Genomic DNA, 23,682 nt, shown 5'->3' on the forward strand with positions numbered 1-23,682 from the left:
GGTCTTGGGCAGCGGAGAGTCGCGGTCAGTCCACGCAGAGGTGATCGAAGGCGAAACCGCCCACCAGCTCGTCGCGGCGGCGGCTCAGCGCGGCGATCTCGGCGGTGAGGTCCGCACGCGCGAGCAGGCCCGGGTCCGCCGACCGGGCGACGCGCAGCCGCTCACCGATCGCGACGGCCGCCAGGTCCTCGGCCAGGCGGGCCTCGTCGACACCGCACGAGAATCGCTGCGCGGTGATCGACACTCGCTCGACGAGGCAGCCGTCCAGGCGCGGCTGGACCCAGCTCCATCCCTGCGCCGGACCCTCGATCCAGCGCACGTGCAGCCCGCGCACGATCGGGTCGGCGAGCTGCCCGGCCACGTACGCCTCGACGGCCGCCGCCCGGGTCAACGCGCCGAGGTCGTTCACCGGGCCGGTCCGCCCGTCGGGCAGCCGACCGAGGATGTCGCGGAAACCCACCGGGGCGGGCTCGTCCCCGGTGCCGCCCGCCGCGTAGGCGCGCGCGTCGAGCACGTACTCGATCAGACGCCGGCCGTGCTCGGCGGCCCGCAGCGTCGGCGACCCGATGCGCAGCACGGGCAGGCCGACGGCCGCGCCCACGGCGTCGGCGAGCCGCTCGGCGCGCTGCTCGGCCGACCCGGGCAGCGGGACCGGTCCGATCGTCACGGCGACGACCGGCCGCTGGGTGTCGGGCGCGCAGACCACGAGGTCGAACGCCGTTCGGCTGGCCGAGCCCCACTGGCTGCCGGTCACACCCGGCGGACGCCCCTGCACCAGTTCGCTGAGCCGACGCGTCCCGTACACCCGGTGGCCGGCGCGGCTGAACAGCGCGTCGCGTCCACCATCGGCGGGCAACGCCCGCAGCCAGCCGCGCTCGTCGGTGCTCGTCATCTGCCTGATCCATCCGCCGGTCGGTCGAACCGCGCCGAGTCTAGGCGGTCGATCACCCGTTCCGGTGGCGCGGCCCGCCGGCCGCCGCGCTAGCGGCAGACGGCCGTGACGACGACGGGCGCCTGCGGCAGGGTCGGCGGGTGGCAGCCCCCGGGCGTTGTCGGCCGCCACGCCGCCGCGACGTTGTAGAACCAGTCGTCCGGCACGTACGCGGCCCATTGGGACAGGTCGTTGCCGCCGTTCAGGCCACTGGCCAGCGCCACGCTCCGGGAACCGCTTCGGAGCGCGGCCAGCAACTGCTGCATGCCGACCGTCGGATAGCCGAGCGCGGCGCACGCCTGGTCGCCCGAGCGCCAGCACGTCCAGGCCAGTGCCGGGTCGGCGATGGCCCGATCCGGGTACGGGGCCGTGAACAGGTCGAACACCACCGTCTCATCGAAGATGGCCTGACCGACGCTCTGCCAGAAGTCAATCGCGTACGCGGCGTCCGGCATCGGCTTGGCGCAGACGGCGCGTTCGTCCCGGCAGGTCGCCCCCGGCCCGGTGTAGCGGCCGTGGCTCCAGGCGAGCGCGACGATGGGCGTGATGCCGGCGGTCGTCAACCGTTGCGTGTACGCCACGATCTCCTGCCGGTACGGCTCCCCGCCGTAGCGGGGGTCGACGTACGACAGGCCCAGCCAACAGGCCTCGTTGAGGGGGATGTACACCGCCTGCACGCCGCGTGCGGCGAGCCCGGCCACGGCGGTGGCGTCGACCGGGCCGTCCCAGATGCCGCGCCCCTGCACGCAACGGGCCTCCGCTCCGGTGCGCACGAGCGGCGTCAGGCGTCGGGGCGCCGCCGTGTCGATGACCGGGGAGATGCCCCAGAGCTGGTCGCGGACCACGCTGACGTACGGCGCCTGCCGCTCCTCGCCGGGTGTCAACACCCGCACGGAAATACTCTTCTCGCTGCTCAGCGTCGCGCCCTGGTCGTCGTACACCTGGGCATTCACGCTGTAGAGGCCGGCCGGCAGATCACGCCACCGTGCGGTGTACGGCGCGGTGGTGTCGGTGCCGAGCGAGATGCTGTCCGACCAGCTGCCCCAGCCGAAGAACTCGACGCGGGTGATCCGTCGGCCGGGCGCGGCCGTGGCGGCGGCTTCCACGGTGATGGTGGCCGGGGCGAAGAAGTGGTCGCCCTCCTCGGGCTTGATGATCCGCACGGACGGACGGTTCGGGTCGGGGGTGGGGCTGGGCGACCCGCTCGGCCGCGGACTCGGCGAAGTCGGCGGTGGGCTCGACGGGGGCGGAGGCGCGGGCACGGAGGTCGTGCAGGTGACGCCGTTGAGCGTGAATTCCTGCGGCTGGCTGGTCCAGACCACCCCGTGCGTCATGGCATACGGAAAGGACACCGTCTTGTCGGCCGGCAGCGTGACACCGGGCAGGTTACGGATCGTGACCTGCGCGCCGTGCTGTTCCCAGCGCACGCCCTCGACGTTCTTGATCTGCTCGGTCGGGTAGCGCAGCGGGAACCGCAGCGTCCACTCCGCGAGCGGCCGACCGAAACTGTGCACCCTGAGTTCGCCACGCAGCATCGACGAGTACCGGGCGTAGACCAGGAGCTCCGCCGCGCACCCGCTGGCGGCGGAGGCCGGGAGAACCACGGCGAGAGCACCCGTGACGGCGACGAGCGCCACGACAGCCAGCGAGACAACCCGATTTCTCATCAACGACCCCCGTCATCGATATTCGTCACTGGAATCGTCGCCCCGGCCGGTGTCGGACGTCAAGGCGCGCAGGGCTGCGTCGCCACCCCGAGGAAGGGCGTCGACGCCAATTCCACGCCGCTGGCCGCGCCCGGGTACACGCATGGCGGCCTCCTCAGACGCGTATTACAACCGGGTAGAAGCGCGTGAAGGGGACACGGACCACGCCACGTCGGCAGCCGACTGTGACCTGTATCACACTGCTGTCGCGTTCCAGTCGACCTGCCGGGGTGTATCCAGCGAGGTCGCCCGAAGCGGATCGGCTGGGAGGTCGGAGCATGTCGCGACAGCTGCGGTTCGGCGCCCTCGCCGCGAGCGGGCCGCGTCCCCGCCGACGCGAGGGGGAGCATCCGCGCCGGCCCCGGCACCCGCGACCGGCCGGCGAGCCGACCATCCGCCGTCGACCGACCACGGATCGGGCGGAACGACACCACCGGCTTCCCGGGCGGCCCACCTCCACCCGGGCCACGCCGGCCGGCGACGCGCTGCCGGGCGCCGAACCACCGCGCCGCGACACGGACGCGGCAGCGCAGGTCGGTCGGAGCGCCGTCGCCGCCGCCGGCCGGGTGCCGGGCATCCGCGACGTCCGACCGGTCACCGTCCGCGTGGACGACCGGACCGTGGGCCTCGACCTCGACCTCATCACCGAGTACGGACACCACCTGCCCGCCGTCGCCGACGCGGTCCGGCGCGCGGTCGCCGACCGGGTGTACGCCGACACCGGCCACACCGTCGTCGCGGTGACGATCACGGTGCGGGATCTCGTGGTGCCCGGCTCGGACGAGGCCACTCTCCGCCCCTCGACCACGCGGGGAGAGCTGACCATGGCGACCGTCAACCGGGCTGCCTCATTCCTGCTCGGTGTGGTCCTGCTCGCCGGCGGCGCCCTGCTGGCCGCGCAGGCGCTGCTGGTGACGCTCGGTGTACCGACGCCGCTGCTCGTCCGCCCCGGCTGGTACGAGGCGCTGACCAGCACCCGCTGGGCCGATCCGGGCGTGCGGGTGGCGGCCGGCGCGGCCGTCCTGCTGGGCCTCGTCGTCCTGGCCGCTCAACTGCGTCGGTGGACGCCGGTCCGGCTGCGGGTCGACGAACGCGACGGCTGGCACCTGCGCCGACGGTGTGTGGAACGTCGACTGACCGAGGCGGTGGACACCGTGCCGGGCGTACGCCGGACGAGAGTGCGCGTCCGACGGCACGGCGACCGGTGGCGGCCCCGGCTGCACGCCACCGGCGACCCCGCGGCCCGCGCCGAGGTCGAGTTCGCCGTGCGCCAGGAGCTGCGCCGGCTCGCCCGGCCGCGCGTCGACCGTGTCGAGATCCGACTGCTGCCCTCCCGGGGACCGGCATGACCGACGCCGCACACCGCCTGCTGTGGACGATCGTCGCGCTGCTGCTGGTGGCCGGTGGGGCGACCGCGCTGACGATCGGCGCCGGCGCGCTGTCGGGCGGCGACCCGGTCCTGCTCGGCGGCGGCCTGGTCGACGCGTGGCGGCTGGCGACGCCCTGGAGCACCCTGGCCGCCGCGGTGGCCGGGCTGCTGACCGCCGTCGCCGGCCAGCGCCTGCTGCACCGGACGGTACGCCGACCCGACCGGCCCCTGCGGGGCATGCTGAGCCACCCCGGCAACCGTCCCGGTCGCACCCGGCTGTCCACCGAGGTGCTCGTACGCGCCCTGGAACGGGACCTGGTCCGGGCGGCCGGGGTACGCCGCGCCCGGGTCGTGCTCACCGGCCCGCCACCGCGACCCGACGTGTGGGTCCAGGTGGACCTGAGCAGCGACGCCCCCGCCGCGCGGGTCCGCGAGCACGTCCACGCCGCGGTCCGCCGGTTCGCCACGACGGCCGGCTGCGCACCCGCGCACCTCGACGTGACGGCCCGGATCGAGCCGGACCGGCCGTGAGCCGAGCGTCCGTACGGGTCAGCGCGCGGCCCGACGGCCGACCACCCCGCCGCGGTGCCACCCGGCCCAGCCGTCAGGGGTCCAAGGTCCCGGGCCGGTGCGGTCCGGTCGGCCCTGCCGCCCCGAGGGGCCGAGGGCGTCCACTGGAGGTGCCACCGGGAAGCGCGGTGCGAGGCTGAGAAGGGACGTGGACACCATGACCACGACGATCGACCGGACCACCGCCGGGACCCCCGCTGCGGCGACCGACACCACCCGAGCAAAGGCCGCCCGGTACGTCCTGGCGGGCACCCGGATGGCGCTCGGCTGGATCTTCCTCTGGGCATTCCTCGACAAGCTGTTCGGCCTCGGCCACGAGACCGAGTCGAAGAACGCCTGGATCAACGGGGGCAGCCCCACCAAGGGCTTCCTCACCTTCGGGGTCGCCGGTCCGTTCAAGGACATGTACACGAACATCGCCGGCGCCGCCTGGGCGGACTGGCTGTTCATGGTCGGCCTCGCCGGGATCGGCGTCGCGCTCCTGCTCGGTGTCGGCATGCGGGTCGCGGCCGTAGCCGGCGGACTGCTGCTGGTCCTCATGTGGACCGCCGTCCTGCCCCCGGAGAACAACCTCTTCATGGACGACCACCTGATCTACGCCGCGGTGCTGGCCGCCCTGGCGCTGGTCAACGCCGGCGACACCTGGGGCCTCGGGAAGGTGTGGGCGAAGCTGCCGATCGTCCGGCAGGCGCCCTGGCTCCGGTGAGCCCCTCCGACGCGGGCGTCACCCTCCGGGGTGACGCCCGCGAACGTGCGCGTGCGCCCGTGGGCCCGTGGGGAACCGTGTCGATCATCCGCAGTCGGTTCACGGGTGTGGCGTACATCGGCCGTCGGCGATCCGGCAGGATCGACGGTGACCGGACACATCACCGCAACACGGCAGGAGATCCCGCATGAACCAGGCAGCAGGCGCCCGATCGGGCAAGCCCGAGGTGGGTCCGATCGAGGGTGCGCCGCCGGCCGACCTCGTGATCGAGGACATCACCGTCGGCGACGGCCCGCAGGCCGAGCCCGGCCAGTTGGTGAGCGTCCACTACGTCGGCGTGTCGCACTCCACGGGCGGCGAGTTCGACTCGTCGTGGAACCGGGGCGAGGCGTTCGAGTTCCCGCTCGGCGGCGGTCAGGTCATCGCCGGCTGGGACCAGGGCGTGGCCGGCATGCGCGTCGGCGGCCGGCGGCGTCTCACCATCCCGCCGCACCTGGGGTACGGCGACCGTGGCGCCGCCGGCGTCATCAAGCCGGGCGAGACGCTGATCTTCATCGTCGACCTGCTCGGCGTGCGCTGACCGACACCTCGCGGGGGTCGTCCGGCTCGACGCCGGGCGGCCCCTTCGCACGTCAGACCCGGCCACAGAAGGTCAGCGTCGCTCCACAGGACTCAGCGTCCCCGGCCCTCGGCCCTGTCAGGGTCAGGCCGCCAGCACCAGGTCACCGGGCGCGGCCGGCGGACGGCGGACGGGCACGACCAGATCGGCCGGCGCCGCACGACGGGCGGCCTCGACCACCCGGGCGGGCTCGAGGATCGGCATCACCCGGTGCAGGCCGGTGGCGCGCAACACGCGGGCCACCACCGGCGTCGGATCGACCACGACCAGCTCGCCGCCCCGGCCCCGGACGCGCAGATGCGCGGCCAGCAGGGCCCGCACCCCGGCGGCGGAGAGCAACCGGAGCCCGGACAGCTCGAGCTGGACGACCGGACGCGCCGGCGCGGACCACAGCGCGGACCGGAACACGGCCACGGTGGCGATGTCGACCTCACCGGCCACCCGCACCTGGACCGCCTGGTCACCCACGCTGACCTGCACGTCGATCCGGTCGCTGCGCTCTTCCATGCCCTGAAATCTAGCCCCCACCACCGACAGTTTCGCCCGTCCGGGGAGTGATTCCGGGTACGTCCAGGGTCATCCCCCAGACTTCCCCTCATCCGCCCGAGGGTGGAGGCCAGGGGCGTCGGGGTCGGCCGAACGACCAGGTGGCGCGCCGTACCGGGCACGCCCCGCATCAGCGTCGGAGAATGGGGCGATGGTGATCCCCCGCCCCCGGCCGCCACGGTTGATCCGGTCCGTCCGCGAACCGGCCACCGTCCCGCCTCCGCTTCGCGGCGTGTGGGCGGCCACCGATCGCCGCCTCGACCAGGTCGACCTCCTGCCCCTTCCCGAAGGCGCCGTCGGGCCCGAGGACGTGCTCGTGGACCCGGCCGGTCGGGTCGTCAGCGGCGACGAGGACGGCAACCTCTGGTGGTGGCCGGTCGACGCGCCGGCCGGCACCCGGGGACGGCTGCTGGCCGAGACCGGCGGCCGGCCGCTCGGCATCGAGCTGGACCCGTCCGGGGAGGCCCTGGTCGTCTGCGACGCGTACCGCGGGTTGCTACGGGTCACGCCGGACGGAACGGTCCGCGAGCTGACCGGGACGGCGCCGCCCGTGCACCTGGCCAACAACGCGACGGTGGCCCGCGACGGCACCGTCTACTTCACCGACTCGTCGGACCGGTTTCCGGTCTCGCACTGGAAACGGGACCTGCTGGAGCACCGCCCCAACGGCCGGGTGCTGGCCCACCACCCGGGCAGTGGGCGCACCGAGGTCGTGGCCGAGGGGCTGTACTTTCCCAACGGCATCGCCCTGACGCCCGACGAGTCGGCGCTGATGCTGGTGGAGACCACCACCCACCGGCTGCTGCGCGTCGAGCTGAGCGGCGGGGTGCGGGTGCTCGCCGACCTGCCCGCGTACCCGGACAATCTCTGCGCCGTGGGCGACGGCACGTACTGGATCGCCCTGCCCAGCCCCCGCGTGCCCCTCGCCGAACGGCTGCTGCCGCACCCACGGCTGCGCCAGCTCGCCGCGCTGCTGCCCGACGCCATGCAGCCGCAGCCACGCCGCTACGGGCTGGTCGCGCTCGTCGACGGCGAGGGCACGGTCCGTCGTACGCTGCACGGCCCGGCCGGGCACTACTCGATGATCACCGGGGTACGACAACACGGCGACCACCTCTGGTTGGGCAGCCTCACCGGGTCCGGCGTGGCCCGCGTACCCCTGGGGTGACGAGCCTGGCCCGCGCCCGACGCCCCCGGGCGGCGGCCGGCCCCGACGGCGGCGGTCCCCGCCCCCGCGAAGGCGAGCGGGCCGGCCCACCGCGTGGGTGGACCGGCCCGAAGGGTGTCTGTCAGCGGCCGCTCACCGAGGGCGCCGGGGCGGGCGACCCGCCGGCGACCGCCCCCGGATGCGCCGGGGCGGCCGGCGCGGGCTTGAGCCCCGGAGGCACCGGCAACGCGCTGCCCCGGACGAACTCGTCCCAGCTCACGTTCCACGCCGTCCAGCCGTTGCCGGGCTGCAACTCGACCTCGGTGCCCTTGACGGTGACCAGGTCGCCGACCTGGGTCACGCCCATCAACCAGTCGGCGGCGGTGGCGGAGACGTTCGCGCAGCCGTGCGAGGTGTTGGTGTAGCCCTGCTCGCCCTCCGACCAGGGCGCCGAGTGGATGAACTCGCCGCCCCAGGTGAGCCGCTGGGCGTCGTCGACGTCGACCACGTAGCCGCCGTTCGGCTCACCCCGGGTGTCGAAGGTGGTCCGCTCGTGCTTCTCCATGATCACCATCTTGCCGCTGGAACTCGGCGTACTCGGCTTGCCCAGGCTGACCGGGATCCGGCGGACCAGCTTGCCGTCGCGCAGCACCGACATCTGCTTCGTGGCGTTGTCGATCTCCAAGGAGACCTGCTTGCCGATCTTCGAGGTGGCGGTCCGCTCGGCGTCCCCCATCAGTTTCTTACCGATCGGCAGCCCCTGCAGACCGGCCCGGACGCTGATCGTCGTCCCGGGTCGCCAGAAATCGGGTGCCCGGTAATAGACCTGACTCCCGTCGTCCAGCCACGACCAGGTGCCCGGCTGCGGCGGATTCGTCTTCACGAACAACCGGCGCTGCACATCCGCCCTGGCCTCTTTCGGAATTGCCGGGTCGAACGCCACCGTTACCGGCATGGCAGTACCGTACGTCCGGTTGCCGACGAAATAGAGCGTGCTGGTCACCTGCGGCTTCGTCGACGTGGCCATCGTGGTGAACGTGGTGGTCCGCGTCGTCGTCGCACCCGAGTCGCCGGTCGCCGTCACCTCCGCGGTGTACGTGCGCCGGGGTTGCAGCGGCGCGCTCGGCACCCAACCCGAGCCATCCTCACGCGGCTCCGCCTTAACCTGCGCGCCCTTGTCGTCGGTGAGTCGGACAGCGGTGACCCGTCCGCCCTTGACCACCGTGCCGACCTCGGCGCTGACCGGGATCTCGCGGGTCTTGTCGCCCGGCGTGACGGTGAGTTCCGGCGGCGCGGCGTGCCGCTTGGCCGGACCGGCCACCGGGTCCCGACCGATGGTGCACCCGCCCAACACGAGCGGTGCGGCCGCGACAGTTACCGCCAACAGCGTCAATCGCCGCCTAGACGTCATGTTCAGTCCCCCCGTTTTCGGCTTCCCTCACTCATATTCTGGCCGCCTCGACGGGAGCATTCAGGGCATTCGGAGATAATCGCGAGCGCATTTATCGACGCATTTTCCGCCACTGAGCCGCTTGCCGAGAAAGCGCACCACTGCCGGTTGTGGGTGCTCTCCGGCCGCCCGCATGCCCGCCGACCCCAACGTCCGGTCCGACCACGCCGCCGCCACTCCCGCCCCTATCGCCCTAGGTGCACGACTGCCGCAGCAGGCACACGACCGGCCGGACCGGTCTGGGCTGGGCTGGGCTGGTCAAGATCCGCACAACTTCCCCGATGTTGCTGCCTCCGGCCGGCGGGAGGCAGCAAGATCCCCGATGTTGCGCGGATCTTGGCAGCCCCACAACCCACGAGCAGCAGCTGAGCCCGCCCGAGGGAGCAAGTCCCGGGTCCCACCCCACCCGTCGCGCCGATCTTGCACTTTCGGTTGCCGTTATCGGCAGGCAAGTCCGGTATGTCGGCGCAGAAAGTGCAAGATCGGCGCGGCGGGTGCGGGGCGTGGGTTCTGGGGTCGCGCACCTGGTGGGCGGACTTTTGTCAGGTGGAGCGAAACTTCTGCTGATCGTGAGGGAGCTTTGCCTTTGTCCATGGTCAAGGGTAGGGTCGCTTTCCAGATAGAGGGTTGCCCATTCGTCGATCAGCCTGCCTGCCGCCCCTGCCGGGGTCGGCCGCGGTCCGCCCAGAGGGTCGCCGACCGCGGAATAACGCGTCGTCCACACCGTCCACGCCGGAGCACATCTCCGGCCGGTTCGGCGCGTCCCGGTACGGGCAGCCGGTTGACCGCTGCCGACGGCACGCCATCCGTCAGGAAGGAACCACCACCATGGATCACCAGGCCAACCGCTCGGAGTCGACCGGGGCGTCCGAGTCGGTCAGTCGGCGAGGGTTGCTCCGCGCCGCGACCGTCTCCGCCGCCGCTGTCGGCGCTGCCGGGCTTTTCGCCGGCCCGGCCAACGCGGCGCCCGCCGGTGACACCGCCGCCGCAGGTCAGTCCCACGGCCGGCGTCGGGTGCCGGTGGACCGCATCAGCATCCAGCTCTACACCCTGCGCGACCAGCTCGCCGCCGACCTGCCGGGCACCCTCGCCGCCCTGCGTCGCATCGGCTACCGACGGGTGGAGCACGCCGGCTTCGTCGGGCGTACGGCCGCGGAGTTCCGCGCCGCGCTCGACGCCGCCGGGTTGCGGGCCACCTCCGGGCACACCGGTATCCCGCAGCCGTTCGACGCCGCCACCTGGGAACGCGCCCTGGCCGACGCCAACACGCTGGGCTCCAAGAAGATCGTGCACCCGTACTTCGGTCGGGACGCCGAGGGCCGCCCGTACCGGGACCCGGCCATCTACCGGGCCCTGGCCCGGGACCTCAACCAGGCCGGCCGGCTCGCCGAGCGCGCGGGCCTCGACTTCGGCTACCACAACCACCAGTTGGAGTTCGTGCCGCTGACCGACGGCTCGACCGGCTTCGAGATCCTCACCGGGCAGACCGATCCCCGGCTGGTCCACTTCGAGCTGGACCTCTACTGGACCTGGCGGGGAGCGCACGACCCGGTCGACGTCATCCGGGAGAACCGGGGGCGGATCCGTCAGGTGCACGTCAAGGACCTGGACGTCGAGGGTGGCTTCGCCGATCTCGGCAACGGCGTCATCGACTTCGGTCGCATCTTCGCCCACGAGCGCGAGGCGGGCATCGAGGAGTACATCGTGGAGCGCGACGACGCGGGCACCTCGCCGCGGGTGCCGGCCGACGCCCTCGAGACCGCCCGGGTCGGCTTCGAATATCTCGCCTCGCTCCGGTACTGAGCACCGTGAAGGGCTATTTGATGAACAGAACCGCATTCGCGTCCGCCCTGCTCCTGGTGACCGCCGGCCTGGTCGCGCCGACGACGGCGGCGACCGCCGCGCCGGCTCCGCCACCGGACAGCAGCTTCCAGAAGGTGACGCTCAACGACTTCCCGGGCGAGCCGATGAGCCTCGCCGTCCTGCCCGACCTGCGGGTGCTGCACACCTCCCGGACCGGCGAGGTACGCATCAACGACCCGCGCACCGGGCTCAACACCCTCGCCGCCGACATCGACGTGTACCAGCACGACGAGGAGGGGTTGCAGGGCATCGCAATCGACCCGAACTTCGCCCAAAACAAGTGGGTGTACCTGTACTACTCACCACCCATGGACACCCCGGTGGACGACCCGGCCACGCCGGACGTCAACGAGGGGGACGCGCCGGAGGTCGGCACCGCGGCGGACTGGCAGCGGTTCAAGGGCGCGCTGCGGCTGTCCCGGTTCAAGCTGGAGGGGATGAAGCTCAACCTCGCCAGCGAGCAGCAGATCATCGACGTGCCGACCGACCGGGGGATCTGCTGCCACGTCGGCGGCCAGATCGACTTCGACAGCAAGGGCAACCTGTACCTGTCGACGGGTGACGACACCAACCCGTTCGCCTCCGACGGCTACGTCCCGATCGACGAGCGGGCCGACCGGAACCCGGCGTACGACGCCCAGCGCACCGCGGCCAACACCAACGACCTGCGCGGCAAGCTGCTGCGCATCAAGGTGAAGTCCGGTGGCGGGTACACGGTGCCGGCGGGCAACCTGTTCAAGCCGGGCACCGCGCAGACCCGACCGGAGATCTACGCGATGGGGCTGCGCAACGCGTTCCGCTTCGCGGTCGACCGGCGCACCGACGACGTGTACGTGGGCGACTACTCCCCCGACGCCTCCACGGCGAACCCGCAGCGCGGGCCGGCCGGGCACGGCCGGTGGATGGTGGTCGACAAGCCGGCGAACTACGGCTGGCCGTACTGCGTGACGCCGACCATCGCCTACCGCGACTACGACTTCGCCACCGGCGTGTCCGGTCCGAAGTTCAACTGCACGCGCCCGGTGAACGACTCACCGCACAACACGGGCAAGCGCGTGCTGCCGCCGGTCGAGGCCCCGCAGGTCTGGTACTCGGCGGCCGCCTCGGCCGAGTTCCCGCAGCTGGGCACCGGCGGCATCGCCCCGATGGGTGGCCCGGCGTACGACTACGACGGGACCAGCACGTCGCGTACCCGGTGGCCGGCCTACTACGACGGGGTGCCGCTGTTCTACGAGTGGACCCGGGACTACATCAAGGAGTTCCGCCTCGACGCCGACGGCGACGTCACGGACATCCGGCCGGTGGCGCCGTCGATCGTGGTGGACAACCCGATGGACATGGAGTTCGGTCCGGACGGCGCGCTCTACGTCCTGGAGTACGGCGACGGCTACTTCGCCGAGAACCCGGACGCGCAGTTGTCGCGGATCGACTTCGTCCGGGGCAACCGGACGCCGATCCCGAAGATCAGCGGTACCCCGACCGTCGGGCAGGCCCCGCTGACCGTCGCGTTCTCCAGCGCCGGCACCACCGACCCGGACGGCGACAAGCTGAGCTACGCGTGGGACTTCGACGCGGACGGTTCGGTGGACAGCACCGACCCCAATCCGTCGTGGACGTTCCAGGAGAACGGCTCGTACACGCCGACGCTGAAGGTGACCGACCGCACCGGACGCTCGGCCTCGGCGACCCTGCCGCTGGTGGTCGGGCCGACCGCGCCGGTCATCGAGTTCGTCGCCCCGGTGGCCGGGCAGCCCTTCCAGTTCGGGCAGACGGTCGCGTACGAGATCAAGGTCACCGACGACCTTCCGGTGGACTGCTCGCGGGTGAAGGTCACCTACGTGCTCGGCCACGATGAGCACGGGCATCCGCTCTCCACGGCGACCGGCTGCTCGGGCACCATCCCCACCTTCCTCGACGGTGGGCACAGCGGCGCGGACAACCTGACCGCGGTGTTCGTCGCGGAGTACACCGACGCGCCGACGGAGCCGGGCGTGCCGCCGCAGAGCGCCACGGCGACCGTGGTGCTCGATCCCACGCCGGTGGCCGGCCTGGCCGGCTGACCTGTCGACAGTGACGGCGGCGGCGTTCGGAGATACTTCCGGTCGCCGCCGCCTCGCGTCGCGGCCCGGGGCCTGCCGGCCGGAGGGCACCTCGCTCCAGTCGACGCGAGCGCCGGTCAGCTCCAGTCGTTGTCGACGTGGTTGTCGCGCCAGCGTCCGCCCACCGGCGGGGTGTCCAGGCACATCCCGTCGTCGGCGTTGCCGGCCAGGTCGTTGTCCTCGACCCGGCAGTCCACGCAGCTCCCCCGACCGGTGATCCACAGGCCGTGGGTCTGGGTCCGGTCCTCGTGGTTGTCCCAGATCCGGTTACCGCGGATGGTGGCCGAGTCGAACGCCGCGTCGATGGTGATGCCGGCCCGCCGCTCGGGTGCGGCGGACAGCTCGTACCCGCACCCCGGAGGCGGGATGTCCCCGCTCCACGCGCTGATGCCGTCGGGACGCACCGGGGCGAGGGTGAGTTCGTCGCCGGTGTTCGCGGCGACCATCGCCACGGCCCGCCCCACCCGCAGGACCTTGCCGCGGTGACCGTCGTGCGGCCAGTTCGCGGACCGGTCCACCACGGACCGTTCGGCGTAGCGGACGGTCTCGCCGCTACCGCTGGCGGCCTGCGCGTACTGTCGGCCGTTGTTGCGGATCCGGTTGTTGAGCAGCACCGCGTCGGTCATCTGGTGGCCGATCCGGATGGCGTCCAGCCCGTTGCCCCAGAAGTCGTTGCTCTCGATCACCACGTCCCGCACCGGGCCCTGGTAGCCCCGCCCGAGGTCGTACGCGTGGTAGCCGTGCTGACCGTTGCCGCTGATCCGGTTGCCCCGGATGGTGTACGGGCCCGGGGTGTTGCCGACGCTGACCCCGTCGCGGATGTTGCCGTCGATGACGCAGTCGGCGACCAACCCACCCCGCCCGGCCACCCCGGCGGTGCCCTGGGCGGAGATGTCGAAGCCGGCCTCCAGGTTGCCGGCCATGGTGCAGGCGGAGACGATGAGACCGTCGGCGCCCCAGTCGGAGATGCCGAACCGGTTGCCCTGGCTGTGGCAGCCGATGATGCGGTAGCCACGCGGCGGCGTCCAGTAGTCCTTCTGCAGTTCGAGGAAGATGCCGTTGGTGCCGTTGGCGAGGGTGGTGCAGTTCGCGATGGTGAGGCGCTCCACCGAGCCCCACCCGCCGATGCCCACGCCGATCCCGGCGCCGCCGATCTGCTCGCCGTTGTCCAGTCGGCCGCAGCCGACCACGACCACGCCGTCGATCAGCGAGTCCTGCAGGAAGTCGCAGCCCAGCCCGGTGGCGGCGGTGTGGTGGATGTAGAGGTTGCGGAACACGCCGCGCACCACGTACTGCAGGCCCAACCCCTTGGCGAGGTAGTTGTACTCGGCCATCGCCACGCCCGAGCCGTCGATCTGGAAGTCGGCGAAGGTGCAGTCGGCGATGTGGCGGTCCCGGTCGGCGCCGTGCTGCACGGTGGTCCAGAACGCCAGTGGGGTCGGGTCGGCGCGGTTGCCCTCGTTGCTGAGCATGAACCGGGTCGCCGCCGGGCCGGCCCCGACCAGCGAGACGCCGCTGCGCCACACCGTTCCGGCGTCGCGGATCGAGTAGATGCCGGGCGGGCAGTAGATGACGCGGGCCCGACCGTCCGAGGCGTACCCCGCACCGAGGCGGTCCACGAGGGCGGCCAACGCCGGCTGGTCGTTGGTCGCGCCGTCACCGGTCAGGCCGTACTCCCGGGCGTCGCAGTAGAGCGGCGCGCCGGCCGCGGCGGGCCGGCGGACGCGGATCGAGTTGAGTAGCAGCTCGTTCGCCACGGCCACGGGTCGGCTCCCTTCGACGCGTCCGGCGCGTACCGGCGGGGCCGACTTCCCAATGACACGGCCGGGAAACCCCGGGGCACGCGCCGGCCCCGACGCCGCGCGGGCGACGTCGGGGCCCAGGGGGTACGCGTCAGACGGCGGCGATCAGCAGCGCCGGGCGCTCCACGCAGTCTGCGACGTGCCGCAGGAAGCCACCGGCCACCCCGCCGTCGCACACCCGGTGGTCGAACGTGAGGCTCAACTGGGTGACCTTGCGGACGGCCAACTGCCCGTCGACCACCCACGGCTTGTCCACGATCCGCCCCACTCCGAGCAGCGCCGCTTCGGGGTGGTTGATGATCGGCGTGGAGCCGTCCACGCCGAACACCCCGTAGTTGTTGAGGGTGAAGGTGCCGCCGGTGAGCCGGGCCGGCGCGAGCGTCCCGGCCCGCGCCGCGGCGGTGGTCTCCGCCAGCGCGGCGGCCAGTTCGGCGGTGGTGAGCCGCTGGGCGTCCCGCAGCACCGGCACCAGCAGGCCCCGGTCCGTCTGCGCGGCGATACCCAGGTGCACGCCGGCGGACTGGACGATCCGCTGGCCCTCGGTGTCGACGCGGGCGTTGAGCTGCGGGTACCGGCGCAGGCCGCTGAGGCAGATCCGGGCCAGCAGGGCCAGGATGCTCACCGGGGCGTCGGGCGTCGCCGCGTTGATCGCCGCACGGGTCTCCAGCAGCCCGGTGGCGTCCACGTCGACCCAGATGGTCACCTCGGGGATCTCCCGCCGGCTGCGGGAGAGCTTGTCGGCGATGACCTTGCGGATGCCGGTGAGCGGGATGACCACGTCGCCGTCCCCGGTCGGGGCCAGGGCGACGTGGGGCTCCGGCACGGCGGCGAGCCGGGGCGCGGTCGAGGCCGCCTCCACGTCGGCGCGGCGGATCACGCCGCCGGGTCCGGTGCCCCGCACGGTGGCGAGGTCGACGCCGCGCTCGCGGGCCAGCCGGCGCACGATCGGCGAGATGACCAGGGCACTCGACGACTGGGCACCAACCGTCGCGCCACCGTCGGCGGCAGCGGAGTGGGAGGCCGGACTCGCGCCGGGCCGGTCAACCCCGACCGTGCCGGTACCGGCCGGGCCAGTGACGGCCGAGCCAGTGACGGCCGAGCCAGTGACGGCCGAGCCAGTGACGGCCGGACCGACACCGACCGGACCGGCGGCGGCCGAGCCAGCGCCGATCGCGCCAACCTCGCTCGCGCCAACGCCGGTCGGGCCGGTGGCGGTCGGCGCGGCGTCGGTCGGGTCGGGGGCGAGGGTCAGGCGCGGCCGGCGGCGACGGCGCGTCGCGCCGCCGTGCCCGGTGCCGTACCCGATCAGAACGTTGCCGGAGCCGGCCCGCTCCTCCTCACGGTAGGTGGCGTGCCCGGCGGGCTCGTCGCCGCCGCCGTCCAGCGGCGCGATGGTGATCAACGGCTGGCCGACCGGGCGTACCTCGCCGGCCGCGCCGTGCAGGGTCACGACCCGTCCGGCGTACGGGCAGGGCACGTCGACGACCGCCTTGGCGGTCTCCACCTCGACCACGCTCTGGTCCACCTCGACGACGTCACCGACGGCGACCCGCCACTCGACGATCTCGGCCTCGCTCAGCCCCTCGCCCAGGTCGGGCAGGAGGAAGACCTGGGTCCGCTCGACGGTGGTCATGCCGCCGCCCAACGCGCGTCGGGCTGGTCGTCCCACTGCAGGCGGGCGACCGCGTCGAGGACGCGGTCCACGCCGGGCAGGTGGGTGTGCTCCAGCATCGGCGCCGGGTACGGGATGTCCAGCCCGGCCACCCGCAGCACCGGGGCGTGCAGCGCGTGGAAGCAGCGCTCCTGCACCCGGGCGGCGATCTCCGCGCCGACGCCCGCGAAGCCGGGCGCCTCCTGGATGACCACGCACCGGCCGGTACGCCGGACCGAGGCGGTGATGGTGGCGTCGTCGAACGGCACGATGGTGCGCACGTCGACGACCTCCAGGTCCCAGCCCTCCTCGCGGGCGGCCTCGGCGGCCTCCAGGGCGACCGGCACCGCCGGTCCGTACGCCACCAGGGTGGCGTCGCGGCCGGGCCGGCGCACGACGGCCCGGCCGAACGGCTCGGTCCGCGTCGGCAGGGCCGCCTCGGCGCTGGCGAAGTAGAGCTTCTTGGGCTCCATGAAGACCACCGGGTCGGGGTCGTCGATCGCCTCCCGCAGCAGGGAGTACGCGTCGTCGACGGTCGCCGGGGTGACGACCTTCAGACCGGGGGTGTGCGCGTAGTACGCCTCGGACGAGTCGCAGTGGTGCTCCACCCCGCCGATCCCACCCGCGTACGGCACCCGGATGACGATGGGCACGCTGAGCGCGCCCCGGGTGCGGTTGCGCAGCTTCGCCACGTGCGAGGCGATCTGCTCGAACGCCGGGTACGCAAACGCGTCGAACTGCATCTCGACCACCGGCCGCAGCCCGGACATGGCGAGGCCGACGGCGAAGCCGACGATGCCGGCCTCGGCCAGGGGCGTGTCGAAGCAGCGGTTCTCGCCGAAGCGGGCCTGCAGGCCGTCGGTGATCCGGAAGACGCCGCCGAGCTGCCCGACGTCCTCGCCGAAGACGACGACCTTCTCGTCGGCGGCGAGGGCGTCGGCGAGCGCGGTGTTGAGCGCCTTCGCCATGGTGGTGGCCATCAGGCGTCACCCTCCTCGTCGCGTGCGGCGGCCAGCTCGGCGCGGATGAGTTCGCGCTGCTCGACGAGCTGCGGGGTGGGCTCGGCGTAGACGTGGTCGAACAGGCTCAGCGGGTCGACCGTGGGCTGGCTGTTCATCCGGGCGCGCAGGTCCGCGGCGTACGCCTCGGCCTGCTCGGCGATCTCGGCGACCGCCGCGTCGTCGAGCACACCACGGGCGCGCAGGTAGGCCTGGAGGCGGGCGACCGGGTCCCGGTCCCGCCAGGCGTCGACCTCGGCGCCGTCGCGGTAGCGGCTGGCGTCGTCGGCGTTGGTGTGCGGCTCCATCCGGTAGGTGTGCGCCTCCACCAGGAACGGCCCCTTGCCGGCGCGGGCGTGCGCGACCGCGCGGGTGAGCACGGCGAGCACGGCCACCGGGTCGTTGCCGTCGACCTGCTCACTGGGCACCCCGTAGCCGATGCCCTTGTACGCCAGCGACGGCGCGGCGGTCTGCCGGGACAGCGGCACGCTGATGGCGTACCTGTTGTTCTGCACGAAGTAGACGACCGGGGCTTTGAACACGGCGGCGAAGTTGATGCCCTCGTGGAAGTCGCCCTCGCTGGTCGCCCCGTCACCGATGAAGGCCAGCGCCACGGTGTCGCGCCCCTGGTACGCCTCACCGTGGGCGAGGCCGGCCGCGTGCACGCACTGGGTGGCGAGCGGGGTGCACTGCGGCGCGGTGTGCACCCGGGTCGGGTCGTAGCCGCAGTGCCAGTCGCCGCGCAGCAGGGTGAGAACCTCGACCGGATCGATGCCTCGGGCAACCAGCGCCATCGATTCGCGGTAGGTGGGGAACACCCAGTCGGTGTCGCGGACGGCGAGCGTGGCGGCCACCTGGCACGCCTCCTGGCCCCGGGACGACGGGTAGACGGCGAGGCGACCCTGCTTGGTCAGCGCGGTCGCCTGGGTGTCGAACCGGCGGCCGAGCACCATCCGGCGGTACAGCTCCCGCAGCGCCTCGACGGGCGGTTCCGGGTAGTCGGTGCGGGCCGGCAGCGGCGTGCCGGTCTCATCGAGCAGGCGGACCGGTTCGGCGTCCGGCAGCAGCGGACGCGCCGGGTCGGGCGGGGTGACCGTCCGACGGGCGCGCGGGGATGCCCTGCGGACCGCCTGGGGTGTGGTCGTCACGGCGGGACCTCCTGGGACGTGTGGTGAGCCTATGCTTCCGCCTGACGGATGATTGACTCAAGATCCACGAAGAAGGCGGGACGTCTGGCATGCGGAAGGCAGATCGGTGAGCCAGGAGACCGGAGACGGGGTGGGCCAGGCGACCGGAGCGGGACGATCGGTCCGAGCCTTGGACGAGGTCGACCGGCGGATCGTGGACGAGCTGGTCCGCGACGGGCGTACGTCGGTGCGCACGTTGGCCGAACGGATCCACATCTCGCGCACCAACGCGTACGCGCGGGTCGAGCGCCTGATGCGCGACGGCGTGATCACGGGGTTCCGGGCACAGGTCGCGCCCGAGGCGGCCGGGCTGGGCACCTCGGCGTACATGGCGTTGACGATCGAGCAGAACACCTGGCGGGAGGTGTCGGCCGAGCTGGCCCAGGTGCGCTACGTCGAGCACGTCGCGCTGCTCAGCGGCGAGCACGACGTGCTGGCCCTGGTCCGGGCGCCGGACAACGCCGCCCTGCGGGACGTCGTACTCGACCGGGTGCAGCGCATCTCCGGGGTGCTGTCGACAAGGTCGTGGCTGGTCTTCGAAGAGTTCGAGGGCACACAGAGCCCCTGGGCCTGAGGTGTAAGGAAGGGCCCCCTATTACCGCCTGGTGTCTAATAAGGGGCCCTTCCTTACACCTCGGGCGGAGCCTCCAGGCGCTCGCGGTCGGCCAGGGCCAGCAGCGGCTCCAGCGAGTGCCGGTCGCCGTCCAGGCCGGCGTGCGGGTCGCCGCGCTCGGCGAACCGGGCCGGCACGGTGAGCACGTCGAAGTCCTCCGGACGGGCGTCGTCCAGCTCCGCCCAGTCCAGCGGCGCCGACACCAACGCTTGCGGCGTCGGCCGGATCGAGTACGCCGACGCCATGGTGTGGTCGCGGGACATCTGGTTGTAGTCGACGAAGACCGGCCGGTCCCGCTGGTCCCGCCACCAGGTGGTGGTGACCAGGTCCGGCAGCCGACGCTGCATCTCCCGCCCCAGCGCGAGCACCGCCCGGCGGCACTCGCCGAAACTCCACCGCGGCTCGATCGACAGGTACACGTGCAGGCCCCGGCCGCCGGTCGTCTTCGGGTAGCCGGTCATGCCCAGCTCGGCGAGGAACGCACGCACCTCCCGGGCCACCGGCACCACCTGCTCGAAGCCGACGCCCGGCAGCGGGTCGAGGTCGATGCGCAACTGGTCGGGGCGCTCCACGTCGCGGGCGGACACCGGCCACGGATGAAACCGCAGGGTGCCCAGGTTGGCCGCCCAGATCACCACGGCCAGTTCGCTCGGCGCGACCTCGTCGGCAGTCCGGCCGCTGGGGAACGTGATGTGCGCGGTGCGCACCCACTCGGGCGCGCCCGCCGGCAGCCGCTTCTGGTAGAACGCGTCGCCGCGGTTGGTCTGCCGGGTGGCGATCGTCGCGCCCTCGAAGACGCCGCGCGGCCAGCGTTCCAGCATGGTCGGCCGGTCGCGCAGCGCCCGTAGGATCCCGTCGCCGACCGCCAGGAAATAGCGGACCACGTCCAGCTTGGTCAGCCCACGTTCCGGAAAGTACGGCTTGTCGGGGCTGGAGACGCGGACCAGCCGCTCCCCCACCCGGATCTCCTCCGCCCCCGTGGCCACGCCCCCGAGGGTACGACGTGGGGGCGGACCCGGTGGGCTACCGGCCGGTGACCAGCGTGGCGTGCTGCTGCGGCGACGGGCCGCCGACCGACTGCGTCGCGGACAGCTCGGCGCCGGAGTGTTCCCACAACTGCTCGTCTCGGTGTGCAGATCGTCGCTCGGCGACCAGCCGAGCACCTCGGCGGCGAGCCCGACGTCCAGCCGCTGCCAGGTCGACTCGACCGGACCGGTCTGCTCGGCCTCGACCAGGTCGGTCGGCACCCCACTGACGTCGATGAGGAGCTGGGCCATGTCACGGACGCTGGCGGCGACCCCGCGACCGATGTTGATCACGTAGCCGGCCGCCGCGGGCCGGGTCGTGGCCAGCAGCACGGCGGCGGCCACGTCGCTCAGGCCCACGAAGTCCCGCCGCGGGCCCGGCGAGCAACTGCGCGTCGTTGAGCCTTCACCTGCCGCCCGGCGGAGTTGATCACCACGTCCGGTTCGAGGTCACGCAGCAGCGCGGTGATCTCGTCGACGTCGGCGGCGGCGGCCAGATCCAGGGCGCGGACCGTGACGCCCGCCCCGATGTCACGCGGGGTACGGGCGCCCCGCGATGACGGTGTGCCCGGCATTGGCCAGCGCCCGGCAGATGGGGCGGCCGAGGAAACCGGTGCCGCCCAGCACCACCACCCGCCGCGACCCGCCCGCCGCCGGCTGCCGCTGCGCGACGATCATGACCGCCCCCGGTCGTGGTCGCTCATCGGCCTGGCCCGAACGCGTGCCGCGACAGGCTCTTCACACCGGTCATTCGGCCGGCGAGGATCGCCGTCGGCAGCAGCGTGATGGCGTGCAGCCGGGACGACATGTAGCGGCGGGCCGCCCGGGCCGCCCGCGGCCAGCCCTGCTCGTCCATCCGCCGGGCGACGTCGACGAAGAACGCCCGTGCCTCGGTGAACCGGGTGCCGGCGATCGCGTCGGCGGCAGACTTGCTCACCGCGTGCCGCCGGTACTGGAAGCACAGGGTGGTGTCGATCGCCATCTGCTCGCCCCGCTGGATGAGATCGATCACCAGCGCGAGGTCCTGGATGACCTGGAGCTCCTCGCGGAAGTTGACGGCCTTGAGCGCGTCCGTCCGCCAGCAGATCGACGGGAAGTATAACCAGCAGCCGCGCAGCAGGCTGGCCGCCAGATCCTCGCCACCCATCAGCGTCCGGGACTCGACGCGCGGTGCGTAGAGCCGCCGCTTGGCCTCGTCGACGATGGTGTTGACCACCGTGCCGTCGGCGTCGATGATCTCGACTCCCGGCTGCACCATGCCGACGCCCGGGTACTGCTCGATCACCGACCGCACGGTCGCCACGTAGTTGGGGTGCATGATGTCGTCCGTGCCCATCATCACCAGGTACTCGTGTTCGGCGAGGCCGACGCACTTGCGGAAGTTGCCGGTGATGCCGAGGTTGCGCTCGTTGCGCTGGTAGCGCACCCGCTCGTCGGTGATCTGCGCGAACCACTCCGGCACGCCCGGCTCGGTGCCGTCGTCGACCACGGTCAGCCGCCAGCCCGGGTCGGTCTGTGCCAGCACGCTGCGCACCGCCGCCTGCATGAGGGGCACGCTCCCGTAGTACGGCAACATGATGTCGACAATCATCTGCTCCCCGGACCTTACTGTGCGTGGTGGACGTGCGCGACGAGCGCGGGCCACATTATCAGTCATCCCACGCGAATCCCGTACCGGCGAGCCGGCCTGCCGGGCCGTCGCGACATTGCCCCGGGACGCCGGGCCGACGGGTCCGACGACGTCTACGCCGAGGGCTATCATCGTCGCGCCCGAACCGCACGCCCCCGGATTGGACGCAGATGCCAGACCGTGCCGTCATCACGGATGCGCCTCAGGCGCAGAACGACGTGGGCTCGCCCCCGCCGGCCGCCGAGCCGGCCCGCCGGCGACTTCCGTTCGCCCGCCGGCTGGCGCTCAGTGTCTGGTTCTGGCCGACGGCATTCGCGGCCCTCGCGGTCGGCTGGCGACTCGGCAGCCCGGAGATGTGGCAGGACGAGCTGGTCAGCATCGACCTGGCGAACCGCTCCACCAGCCAGATCCTGAGCATGCTGAAGAACGTCGACGCCGTGCACGGCGCGTACTACCTGTTCATGCACGGCTGGGCAACCGTCTTCGGCAGCGGGCCGACCAGCGTGCGGGTGCCGTCGGCGCTGGCCATGATCCTGGCCACCGCGTGCGTGGCGCTGGCCGGGCGACGGATCTTCGGCCAGACAGCCGGGATCGCCGGCGGGTTCACCTTCGCCCTCGTGCCCACGGTCACCCGTTTCGGGCAGGAGACCCGGTCGTACGCCTTCGTCGTCCTCGCCGCCGCCGCGGCCACGCTGTTCCTGCTCCGGGCCTTGGAGCGGCCGGGGTGGCTGCGGTGGGCGCCCTACACGCTCGCCGTGGCCGGTATCGGCCTGGTGAATGTGGTGGGGCTCACCCTGCTGATCGGGCACGGCCTGGCCGTGCTGATCCACTGCTGGCGGGAGCGTCGTTGGTGGTCGGTGGTCTGGTTCGGGCTCGCCGCGTTGGCCGGCGTGGGCATCGCCGCCCCGGTGATCCTGCGCGGCATGAAGCAGGCGGGCCGGCAGATCAGCTGGATCCCGGACAGCGCGCCCTGGACGGTCTGGGAACAGGTCCTCGGCTCGGTGTTGCTGGCCTTCGCCGTCACCGCGCTGGCCGTGGTCGGTGTGCTGACCCACCTGCGCCGCGGCACCGCCGCTCGGACCGTCATGTTCGCGCTCATCGCCGCCGTGCCGCTGCCGGTTGTCCTGCTGGCCTCCACCGGCGACATCAACTACTTCTTCTCCAAGTACCTGCTCTTCGTCCTGCCGGCCTGGGCGGTGCTCGCCGGCGCGGGCGTCGCCGCGTTGCGCCGCGTCCCGCTGGTCGTGGTGGGTCTGGTGGTGCTCGCCGGCCTGAGCGTGCCCGGCCAGCTCGCACTGCGCGCCGAGTACTCGCACAGCTGGTACACCTATCCGCAGAAGCGGGCGTTCGCGCCGTTCGGGTACTCCGAGGCGGCGCGGGTGGTCGAGTCCGGTTACCAACCCGGCGACGGGCTGGTGGCCGGTGGCGCCTGGTGGTGGGCGGCCGAGGACGGGGTTCGGTACTACCTTCCCAAGGACGTGAAGCTGCGCAACGTCTTCGAGCAGCGTTCCGCAGCCCAACGCAATGAACTCTTCAACGCGGCCTGCACCAACCCCGCCCGCTGTCTGCACGACGAGCCGCGACTGTGGGTGCTGCTGCCGGCGGTCACCGACACGCCGCTGGCCAGCCTGCCAAAGAAGCAGTCCGCCGTGCTCACCGAGCGCTACGAGGTGGTCCGGGTCGACCACGTGACCGGGATGACCGTGGCCCTGCTGCAACAGCGCGGCTGAGTCGACGCCCGGCGCGGCACGGTTACCCCGTGCCGCGCCC

General features: G+C 72.7%; 21 protein-coding genes. 9 read left to right on the forward strand and 12 right to left on the reverse strand.

What is annotated here, in order from left to right; translation table 11 throughout:
* Window positions 1-25 precede the first annotated feature (25 nt).
* Window positions 26-892 (reverse strand): hypothetical protein, encoded by an 867-nt coding sequence (locus AB0I89_RS02685; protein WP_357118964.1) that lies wholly within the window; start codon window positions 890-892, stop codon window positions 26-28.
* 89 nt (window positions 893-981) lie between these two features.
* Complete coding sequence (locus AB0I89_RS02690) at window positions 982-2,598, reverse strand: Ig-like domain-containing protein (protein ID WP_357118967.1); 1,617 nt, start codon at window positions 2,596-2,598, stop codon at window positions 982-984.
* Between the two features lie 317 nt (window positions 2,599-2,915).
* Between AB0I89_RS02690 and AB0I89_RS02695 the strand changes: the two genes are divergently transcribed.
* The 4 genes from AB0I89_RS02695 (at window position 2,916) to AB0I89_RS02710 (ending at window position 5,862) form a co-directional block, all read left to right on the forward strand.
* Entirely contained in the window at window positions 2,916-3,986 is a 1,071-nt protein-coding gene (locus tag AB0I89_RS02695) for an Asp23/Gls24 family envelope stress response protein (protein ID WP_357118971.1), read from the forward strand.
* Window positions 3,983-4,537 carry a hypothetical protein gene (locus AB0I89_RS02700; RefSeq protein WP_357118973.1) on the forward strand — a complete coding sequence of 185 codons (555 nt, stop codon included), beginning with the start codon at window positions 3,983-3,985 and terminating at the stop codon, window positions 4,535-4,537. Before AB0I89_RS02695 ends, AB0I89_RS02700 begins: the two co-directional genes overlap by 4 nt.
* A gap of 196 nt (window positions 4,538-4,733) precedes the next feature.
* Window positions 4,734-5,282 carry a hypothetical protein gene (locus tag AB0I89_RS02705; RefSeq protein WP_357118976.1) on the forward strand — a complete coding sequence of 183 codons (549 nt, stop codon included), beginning with the start codon at window positions 4,734-4,736 and terminating at the stop codon, window positions 5,280-5,282.
* 187 nt (window positions 5,283-5,469) lie between these two features.
* A complete protein-coding gene (locus tag AB0I89_RS02710; RefSeq protein WP_357118979.1) occupies window positions 5,470-5,862 on the forward strand; it encodes an FKBP-type peptidyl-prolyl cis-trans isomerase in 393 nt (130 codons plus the stop codon).
* A 123-nt stretch (window positions 5,863-5,985) separates the two neighbouring features.
* Here AB0I89_RS02710 and AB0I89_RS02715 read toward each other — a convergent pair whose 3' ends face one another.
* Window positions 5,986-6,408 (reverse strand): STAS domain-containing protein, encoded by a 423-nt coding sequence (locus tag AB0I89_RS02715; RefSeq protein ID WP_357118982.1) that lies wholly within the window; start codon window positions 6,406-6,408, stop codon window positions 5,986-5,988.
* Between the two features lie 190 nt (window positions 6,409-6,598).
* Between AB0I89_RS02715 and AB0I89_RS02720 the strand changes: the two genes are divergently transcribed.
* Window positions 6,599-7,615 (forward strand): SMP-30/gluconolactonase/LRE family protein, encoded by a 1,017-nt coding sequence (locus tag AB0I89_RS02720; protein WP_357118985.1) that lies wholly within the window; start codon window positions 6,599-6,601, stop codon window positions 7,613-7,615.
* Between the two features lie 121 nt (window positions 7,616-7,736).
* Here the strand turns inward: AB0I89_RS02720 and AB0I89_RS02725 are convergent, their stop codons facing one another.
* A complete protein-coding gene (locus tag AB0I89_RS02725) occupies window positions 7,737-9,005 on the reverse strand; it encodes an Ig-like domain-containing protein (protein WP_357118988.1) in 1,269 nt (422 codons plus the stop codon).
* 867 nt (window positions 9,006-9,872) lie between these two features.
* Between AB0I89_RS02725 and AB0I89_RS02730 the strand changes: the two genes are divergently transcribed.
* Together AB0I89_RS02730 and AB0I89_RS02735 are read left to right on the forward strand one after the other, a co-directional pair.
* Window positions 9,873-10,847, forward strand: a complete 975-nt coding sequence (locus tag AB0I89_RS02730) for a sugar phosphate isomerase/epimerase (protein ID WP_357118991.1) — start codon at window positions 9,873-9,875, stop codon at window positions 10,845-10,847.
* Between the two features lie 20 nt (window positions 10,848-10,867).
* Complete coding sequence (locus AB0I89_RS02735; protein WP_357118994.1) at window positions 10,868-12,967, forward strand: PQQ-dependent sugar dehydrogenase; 2,100 nt, start codon at window positions 10,868-10,870, stop codon at window positions 12,965-12,967.
* A 116-nt stretch (window positions 12,968-13,083) separates the two neighbouring features.
* On the opposite strand, the gene AB0I89_RS02740 is transcribed toward AB0I89_RS02735, so the two are convergent.
* The 4 genes from AB0I89_RS02740 to pdhA all read right to left on the reverse strand — a co-directional run bounded on the left by AB0I89_RS02740 (window position 13,084) and on the right by pdhA (window position 18,638).
* Complete coding sequence (locus AB0I89_RS02740) at window positions 13,084-14,763, reverse strand: right-handed parallel beta-helix repeat-containing protein (RefSeq protein WP_357119465.1); 1,680 nt, start codon at window positions 14,761-14,763, stop codon at window positions 13,084-13,086.
* Window positions 14,764-14,899: 136 nt separating this feature from the next.
* The gene (locus tag AB0I89_RS02745; protein WP_357118997.1) at window positions 14,900-16,441 is read right to left on the reverse strand and encodes a dihydrolipoamide acetyltransferase family protein; all 1,542 of its coding nucleotides are present in this window, start codon (window positions 16,439-16,441) and stop codon (window positions 14,900-14,902) included.
* The gene (locus AB0I89_RS02750) at window positions 16,438-17,442 is read right to left on the reverse strand and encodes an alpha-ketoacid dehydrogenase subunit beta (RefSeq protein ID WP_357119468.1); all 1,005 of its coding nucleotides are present in this window, start codon (window positions 17,440-17,442) and stop codon (window positions 16,438-16,440) included. The genes AB0I89_RS02745 and AB0I89_RS02750 overlap by 4 nt, the downstream gene beginning before the upstream one ends.
* Window positions 17,439-18,638 carry a pyruvate dehydrogenase (acetyl-transferring) E1 component subunit alpha gene (pdhA, locus tag AB0I89_RS02755; protein ID WP_357119471.1) on the reverse strand — a complete coding sequence of 400 codons (1,200 nt, stop codon included), beginning with the start codon at window positions 18,636-18,638 and terminating at the stop codon, window positions 17,439-17,441. Before pdhA ends, AB0I89_RS02750 begins: the two co-directional genes overlap by 4 nt.
* 97 nt (window positions 18,639-18,735) lie before the next feature.
* Between pdhA and AB0I89_RS02760 the strand changes: the two genes are divergently transcribed.
* Window positions 18,736-19,218 carry an Lrp/AsnC family transcriptional regulator gene (locus tag AB0I89_RS02760; RefSeq protein WP_357119474.1) on the forward strand — a complete coding sequence of 161 codons (483 nt, stop codon included), beginning with the start codon at window positions 18,736-18,738 and terminating at the stop codon, window positions 19,216-19,218.
* Window positions 19,219-19,271: 53 nt separating this feature from the next.
* Here AB0I89_RS02760 and AB0I89_RS02765 read toward each other — a convergent pair whose 3' ends face one another.
* The 4 genes from AB0I89_RS02765 to AB0I89_RS02780 form a co-directional block, all read right to left on the reverse strand.
* Complete coding sequence (locus AB0I89_RS02765) at window positions 19,272-20,243, reverse strand: DNA primase small subunit domain-containing protein (protein WP_357119477.1); 972 nt, start codon at window positions 20,241-20,243, stop codon at window positions 19,272-19,274.
* Window positions 20,244-20,632: 389 nt separating this feature from the next.
* On the reverse strand, window positions 20,633-20,857 hold the full coding sequence (locus AB0I89_RS02770) for a hypothetical protein (RefSeq protein WP_357119000.1): 225 nt from the start codon (window positions 20,855-20,857) through the stop codon (window positions 20,633-20,635).
* Complete coding sequence (locus AB0I89_RS02775; RefSeq protein ID WP_357119002.1) at window positions 20,814-20,960, reverse strand: NAD-dependent epimerase/dehydratase family protein; 147 nt, start codon at window positions 20,958-20,960, stop codon at window positions 20,814-20,816. Before AB0I89_RS02775 ends, AB0I89_RS02770 begins: the two co-directional genes overlap by 44 nt.
* 22 nt (window positions 20,961-20,982) lie before the next feature.
* A complete protein-coding gene (locus AB0I89_RS02780) occupies window positions 20,983-21,873 on the reverse strand; it encodes a glycosyltransferase (RefSeq protein ID WP_357119005.1) in 891 nt (296 codons plus the stop codon).
* A 209-nt stretch (window positions 21,874-22,082) separates the two neighbouring features.
* Here AB0I89_RS02780 and AB0I89_RS02785 point away from each other — a divergent pair, with 209 nt between their 5' ends.
* The gene (locus AB0I89_RS02785) at window positions 22,083-23,642 is read left to right on the forward strand and encodes a glycosyltransferase family 39 protein (protein WP_357119008.1); all 1,560 of its coding nucleotides are present in this window, start codon (window positions 22,083-22,085) and stop codon (window positions 23,640-23,642) included.
* The last annotated feature ends 40 nt before the right edge of the window (window positions 23,643-23,682 follow it).

This window comes from Micromonospora sp. NPDC049801, from assembly GCF_040656575.1.
Lineage (GTDB): Bacteria > Actinomycetota > Actinomycetes > Mycobacteriales > Micromonosporaceae > Micromonospora.

Bases quoted from the DNA above. Each gene is read 5' to 3' on its own strand.
- AB0I89_RS02685 (WP_357118964.1), bottom strand. From the start codon at position 892: ATGACGAGCACCGACGAGCGCGGCTGGCTGCGGGCGTTGCCCGCCGAT.
- AB0I89_RS02690 (WP_357118967.1), bottom strand. From the start codon at position 2,598: ATGAGAAATCGGGTTGTCTCGCTGGCTGTCGTGGCGCTCGTCGCCGTC.
- AB0I89_RS02695 (WP_357118971.1), top strand. From the start codon at position 2,916: ATGTCGCGACAGCTGCGGTTCGGCGCCCTCGCCGCGAGCGGGCCGCGT.
- AB0I89_RS02700 (WP_357118973.1), top strand. From the start codon at position 3,983: ATGACCGACGCCGCACACCGCCTGCTGTGGACGATCGTCGCGCTGCTG.
- AB0I89_RS02705 (WP_357118976.1), top strand. From the start codon at position 4,734: ATGACCACGACGATCGACCGGACCACCGCCGGGACCCCCGCTGCGGCG.
- AB0I89_RS02710 (WP_357118979.1), top strand. From the start codon at position 5,470: ATGAACCAGGCAGCAGGCGCCCGATCGGGCAAGCCCGAGGTGGGTCCG.
- AB0I89_RS02715 (WP_357118982.1), bottom strand. From the start codon at position 6,408: ATGGAAGAGCGCAGCGACCGGATCGACGTGCAGGTCAGCGTGGGTGAC.
- AB0I89_RS02720 (WP_357118985.1), top strand. From the start codon at position 6,599: ATGGTGATCCCCCGCCCCCGGCCGCCACGGTTGATCCGGTCCGTCCGC.
- AB0I89_RS02725 (WP_357118988.1), bottom strand. From the start codon at position 9,005: ATGACGTCTAGGCGGCGATTGACGCTGTTGGCGGTAACTGTCGCGGCC.
- AB0I89_RS02730 (WP_357118991.1), top strand. From the start codon at position 9,873: ATGGATCACCAGGCCAACCGCTCGGAGTCGACCGGGGCGTCCGAGTCG.
- AB0I89_RS02735 (WP_357118994.1), top strand. From the start codon at position 10,868: ATGAACAGAACCGCATTCGCGTCCGCCCTGCTCCTGGTGACCGCCGGC.
- AB0I89_RS02745 (WP_357118997.1), bottom strand. From the start codon at position 16,441: ATGACCACCGTCGAGCGGACCCAGGTCTTCCTCCTGCCCGACCTGGGC.
- AB0I89_RS02770 (WP_357119000.1), bottom strand. From the start codon at position 20,857: ATGCCGGGCACACCGTCATCGCGGGGCGCCCGTACCCCGCGTGACATC.
- AB0I89_RS02775 (WP_357119002.1), bottom strand. From the start codon at position 20,960: ATGATCGTCGCGCAGCGGCAGCCGGCGGCGGGCGGGTCGCGGCGGGTG.
- AB0I89_RS02780 (WP_357119005.1), bottom strand. From the start codon at position 21,873: ATGATTGTCGACATCATGTTGCCGTACTACGGGAGCGTGCCCCTCATG.
- AB0I89_RS02785 (WP_357119008.1), top strand. From the start codon at position 22,083: ATGCCAGACCGTGCCGTCATCACGGATGCGCCTCAGGCGCAGAACGAC.